The sequence below is a fragment of the Eisenbergiella porci genome, assembly GCF_009696275.1.
Taxonomy (GTDB): domain Bacteria; phylum Bacillota; class Clostridia; order Lachnospirales; family Lachnospiraceae; genus Eisenbergiella; species Eisenbergiella porci.
Genome location: NZ_VUMI01000006.1, coordinates 35,229 through 52,706 on the forward strand (window position 1 = coordinate 35,229; position 17,478 = coordinate 52,706).

At 47.9% G+C, this 17,478-nt stretch carries 12 protein-coding genes; 11 read left to right on the forward strand and 1 reads right to left on the reverse strand.

What is annotated here, in order from left to right; genetic code table 11:
• Window positions 1-71: 71 nt before the first annotated feature.
• The 6 genes from FYJ45_RS05175 to FYJ45_RS05200 all read left to right on the forward strand — a co-directional run bounded on the left by FYJ45_RS05175 (window position 72) and on the right by FYJ45_RS05200 (window position 8,875).
• Window positions 72-335 carry an HPr family phosphocarrier protein gene (locus FYJ45_RS05175; protein ID WP_009251435.1) on the forward strand — a complete coding sequence of 88 codons (264 nt, stop codon included), beginning with the start codon at window positions 72-74 and terminating at the stop codon, window positions 333-335.
• A gap of 173 nt (window positions 336-508) precedes the next feature.
• Window positions 509-2,185, forward strand: a complete 1,677-nt coding sequence (leuA, locus tag FYJ45_RS05180; protein ID WP_021638724.1) for a 2-isopropylmalate synthase — start codon at window positions 509-511, stop codon at window positions 2,183-2,185.
• 325 nt (window positions 2,186-2,510) lie between these two features.
• Window positions 2,511-4,859 carry an AraC family transcriptional regulator gene (locus FYJ45_RS05185; RefSeq protein ID WP_154463744.1) on the forward strand — a complete coding sequence of 783 codons (2,349 nt, stop codon included), beginning with the start codon at window positions 2,511-2,513 and terminating at the stop codon, window positions 4,857-4,859.
• Between the two features lie 346 nt (window positions 4,860-5,205).
• Window positions 5,206-6,177 carry an ABC transporter permease gene (locus FYJ45_RS05190; protein ID WP_154463745.1) on the forward strand — a complete coding sequence of 324 codons (972 nt, stop codon included), beginning with the start codon at window positions 5,206-5,208 and terminating at the stop codon, window positions 6,175-6,177.
• Window positions 6,178-6,192: 15 nt separating this feature from the next.
• Entirely contained in the window at window positions 6,193-7,113 is a 921-nt protein-coding gene (locus tag FYJ45_RS05195) for a carbohydrate ABC transporter permease (RefSeq protein WP_154463746.1), read from the forward strand.
• A 67-nt stretch (window positions 7,114-7,180) separates the two neighbouring features.
• Window positions 7,181-8,875: an extracellular solute-binding protein gene (locus tag FYJ45_RS05200; RefSeq protein ID WP_154463747.1), complete on the forward strand. Its 1,695-nt coding sequence runs from the start codon at window positions 7,181-7,183 to the stop codon at window positions 8,873-8,875.
• Between the two features lie 196 nt (window positions 8,876-9,071).
• Here the strand turns inward: FYJ45_RS05200 and FYJ45_RS05205 are convergent, their stop codons facing one another.
• Complete coding sequence (locus FYJ45_RS05205) at window positions 9,072-10,238, reverse strand: DUF3048 domain-containing protein (protein WP_154463748.1); 1,167 nt, start codon at window positions 10,236-10,238, stop codon at window positions 9,072-9,074.
• Window positions 10,239-10,540: 302 nt separating this feature from the next.
• Here FYJ45_RS05205 and FYJ45_RS05210 point away from each other — a divergent pair, with 302 nt between their 5' ends.
• The 5 genes from FYJ45_RS05210 (at window position 10,541) to FYJ45_RS05230 (ending at window position 17,405) form a co-directional block, all read left to right on the forward strand.
• Window positions 10,541-11,737 (forward strand): helix-turn-helix domain-containing protein, encoded by a 1,197-nt coding sequence (locus FYJ45_RS05210; protein ID WP_154463749.1) that lies wholly within the window; start codon window positions 10,541-10,543, stop codon window positions 11,735-11,737.
• Complete coding sequence (locus FYJ45_RS05215) at window positions 11,712-13,424, forward strand: cache domain-containing sensor histidine kinase (protein ID WP_154463750.1); 1,713 nt, start codon at window positions 11,712-11,714, stop codon at window positions 13,422-13,424. Before FYJ45_RS05210 ends, FYJ45_RS05215 begins: the two co-directional genes overlap by 26 nt.
• A 199-nt stretch (window positions 13,425-13,623) precedes the next feature.
• Window positions 13,624-15,414: a type 2 periplasmic-binding domain-containing protein gene (locus FYJ45_RS05220; protein WP_154463751.1), complete on the forward strand. Its 1,791-nt coding sequence runs from the start codon at window positions 13,624-13,626 to the stop codon at window positions 15,412-15,414.
• Window positions 15,415-15,509: 95 nt separating this feature from the next.
• On the forward strand, window positions 15,510-16,415 hold the full coding sequence (locus FYJ45_RS05225; RefSeq protein WP_154463752.1) for an ABC transporter permease subunit: 906 nt from the start codon (window positions 15,510-15,512) through the stop codon (window positions 16,413-16,415).
• 87 nt (window positions 16,416-16,502) lie between these two features.
• Window positions 16,503-17,405: a carbohydrate ABC transporter permease gene (locus FYJ45_RS05230; protein ID WP_154463753.1), complete on the forward strand. Its 903-nt coding sequence runs from the start codon at window positions 16,503-16,505 to the stop codon at window positions 17,403-17,405.
• The last annotated feature ends 73 nt before the right edge of the window (window positions 17,406-17,478 follow it).

Sequence of the window (17,478 nt, forward strand, 5' to 3'; positions counted from 1 at the left end):
AGAATGATGATATACTTAATGCAGGCAGGGAGTGCTTTCCCTGCAGGGCAGAAGAAACAGGAGGTATTTTCATGGTAAGCCAGAAGGTTGTTATAAAGAATCCTACAGGGCTGCATCTAAGACCGGCAGGCATCCTGTGTAAAGAAGCGATGCAGTTTAAATCGCTGATTACGTTTACGTTCCGAGACAGTACGGCGAATGCCAAAAGTGTTCTCAGCGTACTTGGTGCATGTGTGAAGTGTGGTGATGAGATAGAGCTTACCTGTGAGGGTGAAGATGAAGAAGAGGCTTTGAAGGCTTTGGTCAATGCGATCGAAAGCGGTCTCGGTGAATGATAGATAGGTTAATCAGCCCAACTCAAATGCTCCGGTAGCCAGAGAGGGCTGATTTTTTGTGCTATTATTAGTTGAGTGTTTCGCTGCATAATTTCTGCGTAATTATACAGTAAGAAACCGGGAGCCGGACGGGAAAGCCTCTGACGGTTCTGTTTTTGTACAGGAGGTAGCGTATGCTGAATTATAAGAGATACAGGAAGAATCCGGTAATTGATTACCCGGAAAGAGAATGGCCGGGGAAGGAGATTGAGAAGGCGCCGGTGTGGTGCAGCGTTGACCTGCGGGATGGAAACCAGGCGCTGATCGATCCCATGATTGTGGAAGAAAAAATTGAGATGTTCCAGTACCTGGTAAAGCTGGGCTTTAAGGAGATCGAAATCGGCTTTCCGGCTGCGAGCCAGATAGAGTTCGATTTCCTGCGTCAGCTGGTAGACCGTAAGCTGATACCGGATGACGTGCGGGTACAGGTGCTGACCCAGTGCAGGGAAGAGCTGATTGACCGCACCTTTGAATCCATTGAAGGCTGTAAACAGGCGGTTGTACATATTTACAATTCCACCTCCACCCTGCAGAGGGACGTGGTATTCCATGCTTCCCGGGAAGAAATAATTGCTATCGCGGTGAAGGGCACCAAAATGGTGAAGGAACGCGCCGAAAAGTTCCCGGGTAAAATTATTCTTGAATATTCCCCGGAGAGCTTCACGGGAACGGAGCTGGATTTTGCGCTGGAAATCTGTACGGCAGTCCAGGATACCTGGGGGCCTACGAAGGAAGAGCCTATGATCATAAATCTTCCTTCCACCGTGGAGATGAATACGCCCAATGTTTATGCGGATCAGATTGAATGGATGAACCGGCATTTCAAAAACAGGGAAACTATCGTGCTCAGCGTACATCCCCACAATGACCGGGGAACCGGCGTGGCAAGCTCGGAGCTGGCGCTTCTGGCCGGGGCGGAAAGAGTGGAGGGAACTCTTTTTGGAAACGGAGAGCGTACCGGAAATGTGGATCTGCTGACCATCGCTTATAATATGTTCTCTCAGGGAATCGATCCCCAGCTGAATATTGAGCACATTAATGAAATTATCGAGATATATGAAAGATGCTGCAAGATGCCCATCGATGCCAGACACCCCTATGCGGGCAAGCTGGTATTCACCGCATTTTCAGGTTCCCACCAGGATGCCATCAACAAGGGCGTGCAGGCGATGAAGGAAAGAAACAGCCAGATTTGGCAGGTACCTTATCTGCCGATCGATCCATCCGATATCGGACGGGAATATGAGCCGATTGTCCGTATCAATTCCCAGTCCGGGAAGGGCGGCGTTGCCTTCATTATGGATACTTATTTCGGCTTTAAGCTGCCGAAGGCCATGCATAAGGAATTTGCGAATGTGATTCAGAAGATTTCCGAGAAGCAGGGCGAGGTATCACCGGATGAAATCATGGAATCCTTCCGTGCAGAGTATCTGGATAAGAAGGAACCCATTCATTTCCGCAGGCTGAAGATTGATGATCTGACCGGGGAAACGAATTCGGAGTTTGATACCAGGGTGACCGTGGAGTATACGGATCACGGGGAGACGAAGCAGTATACCGCTGTGGGCAACGGTCCTATTGATGCCGTACAGAGGGGACTGCAGATGGAGCTGGGCGTGCGGATTAAGGTGCTTGATTACGAAGAGCATGCGCTGCAGAGCGGATCCAATTCCCAGGCAGCGGCTTATATCCATCTTCTGGATGCGGACAGCGGCCGGGTTACCTACGGCGTGGGTGTAAGCTCCAATATTACAAGAGCCTCCGTGAGGGCTATTTTCTCCGCAGTCAACAGACTGGGATTAGGAGAATAATTAACAAAATAATAAACAGAATAAGAAGCAGGATAAAAAGAAGGATAATTGCAGCGGTCCAGGCTGGGCTGCCGCAATGAATGTCCGCCGCGCTGTGAATGCGTCAGCTTTTCTGTTGGGAAGAGACTGCCGATTTACAGTGCGGCGGTATTTTTTATCCCAAGGAATGAGGCTGGCGGCAGTTTGGCAGCGTTTTCTTACGCTGTCAGGACTGTCAATGTTGGCGGTTGTTCGAAGACTGTGCATATGTTAAAATGGTAACAGCAGTTTTTGTTTTAACAAAAAGGCCGGTAATGAATAGGCATCGTACTGCAGGGGGGAAGGTATGAAACGTTTTTCTTTGTTCTGGCAGATTTTCATAATGATTTTTTGTGTCCTGATCATTCCCACTTCTTTGTTTTCCTATTATGCCATGGATCGTGTATCCAAATACTCGGAGGAAAGTATTGCGGTATCCAAGGTGGATAACCTGGAATCGCTCAGCAAGGCGACAGAAATGGTTCTGAACAGCTTTTCCAGGAATGTAATACAGTTTGCCAACAGCGCCTCGTACAGGAATTTGGGGGGAATCAATTCCTATCAGATCCTGAATTCTGATTTCGGAATGGTGAAAACAGCCTGGGAAGCGCAGTCCTATCTGAACAGGCTGTTCGGTACGGAAAAAATGGTGCAGTCCTGCTTTTATATCAGCGAGGACAGCGATTATGTAATCTCCACAGATAAAGGGATCTGCCGGGCGGATAACTATTCCCCTCAGGACTGGCTTGAGGAGGAGACCAGTGAGAAGCCAGGACTTTCTGGAAAATGGGTGGCGAGGAATCTGTACACCACTCAGGAGACTGAGGAAGGAAAAAGCAACCGGAACCAGGTTGCTGTGCTCTCTTATGTATATTCCATTAACCCGCTGATTTCAGCCAAAGGAGGCACGATTGTCTGTAATATTTATTTGTCGAAGCTCAGCGATTTCCTGAATCCATCCAGGCAGGCCCAGGGGATCTGCTATATCCTGGATGAAAATAATAATGTGATCTGCCATCCTGATAAGGCGTTGTTTTCATCCGGAGATGAGGAACGTAAAATCATGGAACGAATTTCAGCTATGAAGCTGGAAAAGGGGTATTTCGGCTATGAAGAGGCGGACGGACGCTATTTATGCGCTTTTAAAAGGTCAAGCTTCAACAACTGGACCTATGTGGCAACCTACAATCAGGAGGAGGTAATGAGGCAGGCCAAGGAAATTTCCTACAGCGCCGTGCTGATGATTATCCTTGCCGTGGCAGTGGAAACGATTCTGGTGCTGCTTATATCCTACCGGATATTTAAGCCCTTCCGTATGCTTTTCAACAGTGTAAAGGAAAACATGACGAAGAAAATGGCCGGTAAAATGATGGATAAAGAAGCGCCGAGAAATGAAATATATTATCTGAACGATGTATTTGAAAAGATGAAGTTCGAAGAAAGCCAGATCCACGATATTCTGGAAAAAAGGAACTCGGACGCCCAAAGGCTTCACTTGCGTGAAATGCTTACCGGGACGCTGGAATCCAGCGAGAAAAAGGAAAACCTGGAGAAGCTGTTCCCTTATGAGCATTTCATGGTGCTTCTGGCAAGCGTGGACGGGGGAAGCGATCTGCTGCGCAAATATAATTCTGACGAGCGTATGTATTATTTCCTGCAAATAGAGGATCTTTTCAGTAAGAAACTGAACCAGGAGGGATATGCGGCCAGGGCCATGCGCTTCCGTTCCACCACCTGTGCGGTGGTCCTGAACATCAAAACCTATGATCAGCGTAAAGTGGCGTCCTTTATAACCGGACGCATGGGAATTTTTAAGGAGGAACTGAAAAAGATTCTGGATTATACGATGACTATCGGCGTCAGCTCTGTGCATGCGGATATTGATGATCTGAATGAATGCCTGGCGGAGGCCACGGCGGCGATGAAGCACAGGATTATAGCGGGTAAGGATCAGATCATCTTCTGGAATGACCGGATAAATGAGAGCCAGAGATACTATTATCCCTATGACAGTGAGAATAAAATCATCAATTACCTGCGACTGAAGAAAATGGATGCCATTGATCAGGAGCTGGAGCACATCAGGGAGCAGATAGTGGCCATAGAGGATATTTCCTATGATAATGTGGTGCTTATTTACCAGCAGCTGATTGGGGCGATTATCAAGGCGCTTGTGGAAGAAAAGGTGAAGATATCCCGTTTTCTGGGTAATGGGAGAAAGGCTTATACGGCAATTGCGGAAAAGGATACCATAGAGGAGATAGAAGCCTTTCTGAAGGAATTTATTCAGACCATACTGACCTATCTGGAGCAAAGCGATGAACAGAAGGAGAATATGAAGCTGTATGACCGGATCACCTCCTATCTGGACGGGCATTATAAGGAAGATATTGATTTTGAGGAGGCCGCCGCCAATATGGGCATCAGCTATTCCTATATGCGCCGCGTGATGAAGGAGGATGGGGATATCAGTATTGTGGATTATGTGAACCGCCTGAGAATCAAGGAAGCAAAAAGGCTGCTCCAGACAACGGAGCTGAAAACCCACGAGGTAGCGGAGCAGGTGGGCTACCACAATGTACAGAGCCTGAACCGGTTTTTCAAAAAATACGAGGGCACAACCCCGAATGCGGTAAGAAGCTTGGACAAAAAGTAGATGGAATTTTATTGATAAAGGCCATATTTCATCAAAATGATGGTGGAATATGGCTTTTTTAATTGCTTAATATACAAAATGCTGTATGGTTTTTGATTTTGACTTTTAAAAATGACACAAAATTGGGCATAAATCAGGCTGAAAATGAAAGCAGGGTAATTATAAAAAGAAAATTAAAAAAGTATAAACTCTGGAAAAGCCCATATTTTCAGGCTTTTTTTTAACACTCAAAATTGATTCCGGCTATCAAAAATGATAATTTACAAAATTTTGTATGACGGATATACTGAGGGCAAGAAAACGGCAGACGAAATGTCGTTGCGGAAGGGAAGGAAGGGAAATTATTATGAGTGCTGTAAAGAAAGCAGTGGCAACTGATAATAAGATGACAGTGAAAAATGCCAGGAAGAAACAGCGAAGCTTTGCATCCTGTTTTAAACGGGACTGGCAGCTATATTCATTACTGTTAATACCGCTTGCGTTTTGTATCATTTTCAAATATGTTCCTATGGGATGGCTGCAAATCGCTTTTAAGGACTGGAAAATAAAGGATGGCTTTTTCGGAGGTGAATGGGCCGGGCTGGAGATATTCTCCAAGGTGTTCCATCACAGAAACTTCTTAAAGTCACTGAGGAACACGCTTCTGTTAAATGTACTGGATTTGGTGGTAAGCTTCCCGATGCCGATTATCCTGGCCTTGCTGCTGAATGAAATCAGGAGCCTGAAATTTAAAAAGGTTACGCAGACATTATTATATTTGCCTCACTTCCTTTCATGGGTTATCATCGGCGGCCTTGCTTACCAGCTCCTTTCCGTAAATACAGGTGTGGTAAACGCGCTGATTCAGAGCCTGGGAGGCACGCCGGTCAACTTCCTCCAGGAAAACGCAAGCTGGCTTGTCACTTACATTATAGTAGGGGCGTGGCAGTCCATGGGATGGGGGACCATCATTTATCTGGCCTCCATCACCTCAGTAAATCCGGAGCTGTACGAAGCGGCCAGGGTGGACGGGGCAAACAGATGGCAGCAGATGCTGCATGTAACGCTTCCCTGTATTCGGAGTACCATTGTTGTCCTTCTGATTATGCAGCTGGGCAAGATTATGGGAGGTTCCTTTGAACGTATCATGGCGCTGATGAATTACGCGGCTACGGAATATACCACAACCATTCCGGTACTGGTATATCAATGGGGTATCCAGGATATGAAGTTCAGTCAGTCTACAGCTTTAGGGCTGTTCCAGTCGGTAATCGGACTGCTGCTGGTTCTTGCCTCGGATTTCATTGCGAAACGAATGGGCGAGAACGGCCTGGTATAAGGAGGAGTTGAAAAAATGGCGGAACAGTTAAAAGTAAAAAGAAAAAAAGTATGGAATAAATCAAGGGTCTGCACCCTGATTGCCAATATTCTTATCTATACATTTGTGGCGGTTGTCAGCCTCAGCTGCGTGCTTCCGTATATCCATGTCATTGCCAAATCTCTCAGCTCGGAGAGCTATGTAATTGCCAAAAAGGTTTTCCTGCTTCCAAGAGGTTTTACCACGGAAGCATACATTAAGGTTTTTCATGATAATTCCTTTATCGTATCCTTTTTTGTAACGGTTATCATGACGGTCCTTTTCACCCTGTTAGGTATGGTAATCACCCTGTGCGCCGCGTATCCTCTTTCCAGAAAGGAGCTGCGGGGCAGAAGAGTCATCAACTTTTTCTTCATCTTTACCATGTATTTTGCAGGTGGGATGATTCCTGACTACATACTGATTAACAAGCTGGGAATGCTGGAGAAAATGTCTGCGCTGGTTCTGCCGCTGGCCTTCAGCGCCTATAACCTGGTCATTATGAAGAACTCGCTGGAATCCAGCATCCCGGACAGCCTGGTGGAATCGGCGGTTATCGACGGCGCGAATCATTATACGATTCTCGGGAAGATTATTATCCCGCTGTCCAAACCGATTCTGGCAACCCTGACCCTGTTCTATGCGGTAGGGCGCTGGAATACATACAGTGACGCGATGTTTTATATCAAACAGAATGTGTCCTTAAGGCCCCTGCAGCTGAAGCTGTACTATCTGATTGTGGCCGCTACGGAAAGTATCCAGGGCTCCGTCAATGATGTGAATATGTCCACCATAACGGATCCGGAAATCCTGAAGGCGGCCTGTATCGTATTTGCAACAATTCCTATTATCTGTGTCTATCCTTTTGTACAGAAGTATTTCGTACAGGGCACCATGATCGGCGCGGTAAAGGGATAATGCACCCATTAACTATGGCAGTTCCCGCGAAAGCGGATGAATGTAAAACAATTTAGGAGGTAGTAAAATGAAAAAAGCTTTACAGAAAATCGTTACTGCTGGTCTGATTTCCGCAATGGCAATCGGCACCCTTGCAGGATGCGGCAGCTCTAATGAGACCGCTTCAACACCGTCACAGCCCTCTGAAACCAAGGCTGAAGCATCCACGGAAGCGGCAGCGGAGTCCACAGAGGCAGGCGATACGGCAGCCGCCGGAGAATTTACGGATTATTCCGCCGGATTCCCGGAGACAGTAACACTCCAGGTTCCCGTATATGAAAGAGGCTGGGAAGGCTGGAATCCCACGGACAACTACTGGACCAAATGGATTCAGGAAAATTTCGGCGACAAATATAATGTAAACGTAGAATTTGTTTCCATCGGCCGCTCCACCGAGGTACAGGACTTTACACAGCTTCTGTCCGCAGGAAGCGCTCCCACTTTTATTTTCCACTATGATTATCCCAATATCCTGGCGTACTATTCCCAGGGCGCATACCAGGAACTGAACGCGGATGAAATCGCTTATTACGCTCCCACCTTCTGGGGAACCATGGGAGAAACCATCCAGGATTACGGCGTAATCGACGGCAAGCTGATGGTAGTTATGGGCAACAGGACAGAGCTGGTATCCTCCAACTGGGGTACTCTGGTACGTAAGGACTGGATGGACGCGCTGGGAATCGATATGCCCACCAACCTTGACGAATACAACGACATGCTGATGAAATTCAAGGAAGCCGGCTATGGCTATGCATCCGCCCCGCTGCTTGCAAAATCCTTCAACTTTGACTACAACTTCAGAGGCTGGCCGTATGACGAAGAAGGCAGAGCTCTTAACTCCGACCTGGCAGTTGCTTCCTTTACCTGGGAGCCTACCAAGGCTTATCTGAAAAACCTGAATTATCAGTACCAGAACGGTCTGGTTGACCCGGACTTCTATCTGGATACCGACGGAAACCAGTCCAAATCCAACTTTGTTGCAGGCAAGGCAGCAACCTATCCATGCTACATCAATGCAGGAACCCAGGAAAACGTAATCGATCCGCTGCTTGAGCAGAACCCGGATGCTGAAATCGTGATTCTTGACCCTGCTGCAGAAGTACCCGCAGGCGACAAGCCCCAGGGACGTAAATACTGGCCTTTCGGCATGATTTATGGTATTAATGCGGACGCTACCGACGAAGAAAGAATTGCAGCCTGGATGTATATCGAATGGATGAGCCAGGAAGACGTAATCGATACCTTGCAGAACGGCTTTGAAGGCAAGAACTACGAAGTAAATGAAGAAGGCGTTAAGGTTCCTACCGGCTACACAGGAGAAGAGAAGCTGTCCAATAACGACAACGGCGACTACTGGTGCATGGTAAATGCCAACAAGCAGTATGCAACCGAAGAAGAATGGAGAAAATCCATCATCTACGTAAATGCTCCCGTAGGCTATGAATACCTCATCGAAAATATCCTTTCCTACAATGACAAATATGATGAATACCGTACGCCGGATACCTGCTTCACAGTACCGATTGAAACACTGGCTGAGTACTCCTCCGACCTTGCTGAGCTGTGGAAGGAATCCTATGTACAGATTGTTACCAAGGCGGCCACAGAGGAAGATTTCGAATCTATGTATGAGCAGATGAGCCAGAAGTATCTGGATGCAGGCTATCAGGAAATCCTGGATGAGAAGAAAGCGGCATATGATGCCGGAGAATTCCACTAATCCGCTGCTAGGTATAAGCTGAGAAATACTTGCAATATAAGTACAGAGTCCGGCTTTTGATACAGAACGCGCCTGCAGGCGCGGTAAGATAAAAAAGAATGCCGCTTCAGAAATTTCTGAAGCGGCACTTTTTATTGGAGTAAGGCGGAACCGCAGAGCGGGTCAGCCGCTGCCTTTGCTGCATGGCAGGACGGTTTTATTCGTCGTAGCCGAAGGTATCTCCGTCTTTTACAATACAAATCATGGTCTTTCCGGTGTTCAGCTCAATTTCGTTGCCGTTGTCATCATAGAACTTTGTAGGTTCGTAATCTGCCGTCTTTTTCCAGTTGACATGGATGCCTCTGCCATTTGTGAAATAATAGCCGTCCCGTTTGGTATCATGTACCTGAAAGGAAAGATAACCGTTGTCATCCCTTACTTCCTGATAAGCGAACTGGATCAAGACGTTTTTGAAAGCCAGCTGCTTGTTATCGAATCTGGCATCCACATGGGGCTTGCCGTATTCGAAGCGGTAGTAAAGCCCGTCATCCGCATTGTATTCGAAAGAAGTTTTGGAAACGGTGTAGGTCTTTGCCATATCAATCTTGCTTGCAGAAAATGAATTCTGGTATTGCTCCAGGGTGTTGGGTCTGGATTCGGGAGCAAACTTAAAGTGATCCGGCTTGTAATAATCTCCCCGGTAGGTTTTGGAGATTCCCAGCTTGTCCATGGCCTCATTTGCCCCTTTGGCGCTCAGATAAGCATTCTGGGGAGCCTTCCTGTCGGAGGTACGATAATAGGCATTGCCGTATACGCCCTTTTTCCCTGTGCCGCCGTAATTGGCGCCGGTAACATTGTTGGTGCTCTTCTGCTCAATGACAGGCGCGATATAAAAAGGACCGCCAAAATGAAAATAAACGGCATCCCATTCAAAAGACCAATATACAAAATAATCACGGCAGCTTCTTACATTGCCGATCCGATCCATGTCGTCCCGGTCCCAGTCCTTGAAAACAGCCATAAGACGGGTGATCCTGGCTTCTACGGGGCATTCGTACAGGATGTCCGCTCTGGAAAGGCTGTAATGGGGCAGCGCTGAAGAATCATTGGGAACCATCACTGCAATGGGCCGCTGGTCTGCGATGTCTCCTGAAATCCATTCATTTGTCAGCGTGCTTCTCACCATTCCTTCTTCGGGAGGAACTTCCTCATTGGCTTCTTGCGTTGCCGTTTCGCTTTCTGTTTCCACAGGAACGCTTTCCGGTGTTTCCTGTACCGCGGCTGAAGTCGTTTCTTCCGCAGGCGATTCTTCCTTCTTCCCGCAGCCAAAAAGGAGCGCGGCGCAGGAAAGGCCTGCCAGGAGTAATACGCTCAGTTTTTTCATTGTAAATCCTCACTTTCCTCACGATTTTTCTCAGGTAAAGAACGGCGCCCTGTGTGAAGGCGCCGTTTTCTGCCCGGCCCTCTGTAGAAGAGGACCGGTGTAAACTTATAAGCCTTAATTGCCATTATAGTCAAAAAGGGAGGGCTTGTCACTATGCTTTAATGAAAATTAAGGAATTGACTGGCCTGTATTTTTCGTACGGAAATGTGCCTTTTCAAGGATTTCCATTTTTGATATACTTTACAAGGATGGGTAAAATAATAAAGGGATGATAGCAATTTTGTACAAAGAAAAGAGGAAAAATGTATAGGGTATTATTTGCGGAGGATGAACTGCTTGTAAGGCTGGGCCTGAAAAATTCTATCAGGTGGGCCGATTATGAAATGGAAGTGGTGGGGGAGGCGGACAATGGGATTACGGCGCTGGAGCTTTTCCGCAGGCTGAAGCCGGATGTTCTTATCACCGACATTAAAATGGGAGGCATGGACGGCTATGAGCTGATCCGCAGGGTCAGGGATATTGACGGCAGCTGCGCTATTGTGATCATTTCCTGCCTGGATGATTTTGAGACGCTTCGGAAAATGATGGGCTACTGCATTATCGGGTATATCCTCAAGGCCAGCATGACCTTTGAGGAAATCGGCGACGTGCTGAAGAGGACAAAACAGTATCTGGAAAATATCCGGAGGCAGCAGGCGGAACCGGAGCCGGAGGAAGAAGGGAAAAAGGAGGCGCGTCTTTGCAGCTATCTGTGCAGCGCCGAAAAGCCGGAGGAAACGGTGCGCTGGATGGCGGATTGGGCGGTTCCGCTGGAAAGCCTGCGTTTTATGGTGCTCCTTTCGCTTCGCAGGGAAGACAGTGGGAAGATTAACGCGCTGGGAATGAAGCTGGTGCGTCAGCTTCTGGAGCAGTGGCTGCCGGGTGCCGTCTGTGCGCAGACGAGCCGGACAGAGGTGGCCGTGCTGTGGCCGGGGGAGGAGGAGAAGCTGGAGGAGGGACTTGCCCGGCTGGATGATGCCGTGGATAATTTTCTCGGCGTTAAATTCCTGAGGAAAAAAGCGGCGCTTAAGAAGGACCGGAGCGTCTGGGAGGCTTACCGGGAGCTGCTGTATCAGGAAACGCAAGCCAGGGAGGAGGATCCCCTGATGGAAAAAGCTGTCCGTTTTATGCAGGAAAGGTATCGGGAACAGATAACGCTTCACGAGATATCCGATTATCTGTGTATCAGCCCCAGCTACTTTTCCGCCCTGTTTAAGAAAAATACCGGAAAAAGCTTTGTGGAATACCTGAATGATATCCGTCTGGAAAAGGTGCTGGCGGAGCTTCGCATCTCAAAGGATAAGATCGCCTGCATCGCACAGCGCCACGGTTTCCGCAATCAGGAGTATTTTACCCGGTTTTTCAAGAAAAAGATGGGGATATCCCCGGTGAAATGGAGACAGCAGAATTTCCGGACGAAAAAGGGGGCTGCCCATGAAAAGACTGAACTGGAAAGTTAAGCTTGTGATCACGATCATCGGAGCCATCAGCCTTGTTGTGGCGGTGCTGTATCTGGTGACCTATTTATTTTTTTCCGCGCAGCTGAAACGGAATGATGAAAAAATAGCGCAGATGAATTTCCGGCAGGCGGAGGAAAACCTGGAGCAGATCATAAAGCTGGGAATCAGGGACGCCAACCGTTATGACATGGATATGATGGCCTGGACTTTTGGGAACCGTGAGTTTGAGGGAGATTCCCAGCGGACCGCGCTGACAAGAAAAATGATTCTTCGTTTCGAGGAGATCCTTGCCATCAACCCGAATCTGAGCGCAGCGGCCCAGATGAATGGGGACGGTGAAACGGTAATTGCCAGCGTGTCCAAAAACCGCACCGGAATCACGCAGGTTTCAGAGGAACTGAGGGCAGTGCTGGAGGAAAGTACAAAGATCTATCCGGCTTTTCAATGGGTGCCGGGTGATGTGCTGGGAGAGGATGAGGTTCTAAGTAAGGCAGTGGAGGAGCCTGCCGTGCTGGGAATCCGGTCTATCGGCCGTTCCGGCCGGGCGGAGGAGGACAGCTTCATCATCCTGAGCATTTCGGAGGAGCGTATCCGCAGATGCTACGAATCTGTAGTATACAACGGCAGCCAGGCAGTGCTTCTGGATGAAAACAACCGGGTGATTTCCAGTACGAAGGAAGGCCTTCTATATCAGGAATTTGAACCGGAAAAGGACTGCCGGATCGTGGTGTATCCGTTATCCTACAATAACTGGACCATGGTGAATATGATCCCGGTGAAAAATTATCAGAAGGAGATCCGCACCTTCCGGAATTTTTCCCTGGTCATCATACTGACCGCCGCGGTGTGCGTGATATTTATTGCGGTGATATGGAGCAGAAGATATACATCGCCTATCCAGAACCTGATGGATAATATGGAAAAGGTGGGAAAGGAACAGCTGGATATTACGCTTCCTGAGCGCACAGGCCTTTGTGAGCTGGACAATCTCAACCGGGAATTTTGTGAAACGGTGCGGAAGCTGAAAATGTATATTGCAGACCTGCAGCAGGCGGAGAAGGATAAGGCGGCGGAGGAGCTGAAGGCGCTGCAGTACCAGATCAATCCGCATTTTCTGTATAATTCACTCAATTCCATCCGCTGGATGGCCATGATGACGAATAATATAAAGGTGGCGGATTCCATTGTCATGCTTACAAGAATTATCACTCCCGTGTTCCGTAATCCCAGCCTGACGTGGAAAATCAGGGACGAGCTGGAATTTATTGACAACTATATCGGGATGATGATGCTGCGCTATTCCGGCAGCCTGGAGTACAAAATGGAATGCAGGGAGGATCTGAAGGAGGAAAGCTTTCCCCGGTTTGTGCTGCAGCCTGTCATAGAGAACTGTTTTGTGCACTGCAGAAACAAAGCGGAGGACATGAAAATCCGTGTCGCCATTGACAAAACGGAAGCGGGCTTTGTCATCGAGGTGCGCAATACGGCGGAATATGCGGAGGAAGAGCGTCTGGCTCAGGTAACTGAACAGCTGCGGAATACGAAGGAGGCTTCCGGGGAGGATGTGGGGCTGTACAACGTGGTGAAAAGGCTCCGTTATCTGTATGGGGAAGAATGCAGCATTATCCTTTTCCGGGAAAAAAATGAGGTGGTCAGCCGCATCAGCTTTCCGGAGAAGCCCAGTTAAACAATTGTAAGATTTATACATAAATTATAAAATAAGTCAATTAAAAAAAGGCATAATTATAAACTGGATGAAATACGACAATTGAAAAATAAAATAGAACATATAAAAATCCCCTTTATTTGTTATTGTTTATATGCGGGTAGCACAAGACGTCTTATGCATGACAGTAGTAAACTATTATGATGGAAGGGGATGTACTATGAAAAAGAAAAAAATGATGGCACTGCTTTGTGCCATGACATTAACGACCGGTTGTCTTTATGGCTGCGGCCAGTCGGACGGCGGCAGCGTGCAGACGGATTCCGGGGCGGGTACGGCGGCAGCTTCGGATACCGGCAGCGTTGGGGGAGAGACCGCCGACATATCCGAGCATGTGGATATTTCCATCGGCGGGATCAATGTGGGAAATTCCAGCTCTTCCGAAGGCTGGCCCTCGGAAATTGTTACTTATATAGAAGAAAAATTCAATGTGACGCTGGAAACAAAATCCTATGATAATGAAAGTCTGAACCTGGATCTGTCAGGCGGCACCACCTGCGATATTCTGCAGATCAATGATGAACATATCGAATCCATTCTGAAGGGAAAGCATGCGGTGGATCTATCCCAGTATCAGGATACGCTGGCAAAAAATATTTTTTCCGATACCTATTCCTTCCGCAATGAAGTTTTAAAAAGCTTCAAAAGCAACGGAGAGGATAAGCTGTACTTTGTAACGCCCCGCGTGACCTCTGACAACGCCCAGTCCACTTTTGGGGCCACATTAAATTATGGTTATGCGGTGCGCTGGGATTTGTACAAGGAAATCGGCAGCCCGGAAATCAAAAATGATGATGATTATGTGGAAGCGCTGAAGAAAATGAAGCAAATCTATCCGGAGACAGAGGACGGACTTCCGGTCTATGCCCTCAGCGCCTATAACGACAGCAATCTGCACCCCTATTTTTTCATCGGATGTCTGACACAGGGCTATTCCAATATGGAGAGCGGGCTGTATGTGAAGAACATGAAAACAAACGAGCTGGTTCCGGATATCTATGATGTGAATCTGGATGGTGTGACAACGCCCTTCTGGGCAGGAATCTCCTTCTATAACAAGCTGTATAAGGCCGATCTGCTGGATCCTGACTGCTTTATTACCAAGGGAGAGGACCTGACGGAAAAATACACCAAGGGACAGTATCTGGGAGGATATGTAAACTGGCATTACGGCAACTGGAATAAAAATGCAAAAGCCGAGGATCCGGAGACAATGAAGCAGTTTGTGATACTTCCCGCCTACATGGGATGGGCTAATGAAAGGAATTTCGCCGGCTGGCAGGGAAAATACTTCCTGGTATCCTCCCACAGCAAGAACATTGAACGGGCTGTCATGATTCTGGATTATCTGCAGAGCGAGGAATGCGCAAGGATTGTGGACAGCGGTGTGGAAGGCAGATGGGAAATCGGCGCGGACGGAAAACCGGCCCTGACGGAGGATACAATTGACATGAAGTCCAATACGGCCCGGGCCGAGGAATGGACCAAGAGCGGCATCGGCGCCACCTTCTCCGATATGGTGGGCTTTGATCCCAACAATATTGCTTCGGACGGAAGCGCAATCAGCCTGTGGGAGAAGCCGGATATCATGGTGAGAAACCTGACGGCGGCGGAAAAGGATATGTGCAAGGAGTTTGGTATTGAGCTGCCCTCCGATCTGCTGAAGAAAAAGATGGAGGCCGGTGAAAGCATGGATATGAGCGCAGGCAATTCCGCCATCCAGTTCGGCATGGAAATCGTTCCCAGCGATATCGGGCGGATCGACAGCAATTGTGAACAGATCACAATCAATGCAATTCCCGGACTTGTCCAGGCAAAAACGGACGAAGAGTTCCAGGCGGCCAAGGAGGCTTTGATGGCGGAGCTGAAGGCAGCAGGAGCAGAGGATTCCATCGCCTGGTGGACGCAGGCCTGGAATACCTCCAAGGAAGCAGTTGAAAACATGCAGTAACAGTTTGGCCGAAGGATGAACTGCTACGTAGTAATACTTTCTGCGGCGGACAGGAGCTCCTGTCTGCCGCAGTCTGGTAAAGGAGAAGAATTGCCATGGGAAAAAAAGTGATACCGGGGCGGCGGAAAAAGTATAATCTGCTTTTTATGACACTGCCTTTTATGATAATTGTGCTTCTTTTTAACTATGTGCCGATATTCGGCTGGATTTATTCCGTATTTGACTACATACCGGGGGTATCCGTTTTTGACTGTGATTTTGTGGGGCTGGATTTTTTCCGGCTGATTTTCAAGGATGCCAATGTGGTGAGAACGCTGAAAAACACCTTTATTTTTGCCGTGATAGGAATTGTGCTTACGCCGCTTCCCATGTTTTTTGCCATACTGCTCAATGAGATTAAATGCGGCCCCGTACGGAGAGTGGTGCAGACCTTTACAACGCTTCCCAATTTCATCAGCTGGGTGATCATTTTTTCCCTGGCGTTTTCCCTGTTCGCCACCGACGGCGTGGTGACAACGCTGATAGCGCGGATTACGGGCAGTGAAGTGAATTCCATTTTAAGCTCGGGGGAATCGGTGTACTGGTTCCAGACAGCGCTGGGAATCTGGAAATCGCTGGGCTGGAGCTCCATCATTTATCTGGCGGCCATTGCGGGGATTGATCAGGAGCAGTATGAGGCCGCAAGAGTGGACGGCGCCGGGTATGTACAGTGTGCGCTGCATGTGACGCTGCCAGCGTTGATGGAAACCTATGTGGTGCTTTTTATCCTGCAGATAGGGAATTTCCTGAATACGGGTTACGAACAGTATATGCTGTTCAAAAATGCGCTGACGGCCAATAACATTGAGGTGCTGGATCTCTACACCTACCGCATCGGTCTGGAAAATATGGATTATTCCTACGGCGTGGCCATCAGTATCCTGAAATCCATTGTCAGCATTACCCTGGTGGTGCTGGCCAACATGGTCGCAAAGAAAATCCGCGGGAATACGGTGATCTGACAAAAGGAGGCAAGTTTGAAAGTTCCTTTCAAACTACTTATTAATGCAGTATCGCAGGCAAGCCTGTGATATGCGGGAGGTATAAAAATGAAAATAAAACCGTCAAAATCAAGAGTTATTTTCCAGATATTTAACTATTTTTTAATGCTGCTGACCACCTTTATCTGCGTATATCCCTTCTGGTATATCGTGATTTATACCTTCAGTGATTCCAGAAAGGCAGGGATCAACAGCCCTGTTTTCCTTCCCAGGGGATTTTCCGTTTCCAATTACATAGATATATTCAAGCTGAACGGTTTTTTCCCCGCGCTGGGAATATCTGTCCTGCGTACGGTGCTGGGAACGGTTTCGGCCGTGCTGGTCTGCTCTTTTCTGGGATATATGTTCACAAAGGAGGAAATGCCGGGCAGGAAGGTGATGTACCGTTTCCTTGTCATGACGATGTATATCAACGGCGGCCTGATTTCCACCTTTATCGTCATGAAATCCTATGGGCTTCTGAATACATTCTGGATTTACATTCTGCCGATGCTGATTTCTGCATATAATATCGTGCTAATTAAGACCTATATGGAATCCTTGCCGGCATCCCTGGAGGAATCCGCCATGCTGGACGGGGCGGGCTACATCAGGGTGTTTACGAGCATCATCCTGCCGCTTTCCAAGCCCATTATTGCGACCGTGGCGGTATTTGTGGCGGTAGGACACTGGAATTCCTGGTTTGACAATCATATTTATACGAGAGGCGAAAGTTCGCTGACAACCCTGCAGTATCTGTTGTATAATTACCTCAACGAATCACAGCGTCTGGCGGACCAGATTAAAAATACCAGCAATTTAAGCAGCATTGAGAACGCCATGGAAACCATTTCACCCAAAGGGGTGAGAATGACGATTACCGTGCTGGCCTCGCTGCCGATCTTTGCGGTTTATCCTTTTATGCAGAAGTATTTTGTCAAAGGAATTATGGTGGGGGCGGTGAAGGGATGACGTGCGGGAGAACGGTTCAGGTATCGGAACGTTTTCTGAATTGTTATCCGTATTGTTATCCGCCGGAATGGAT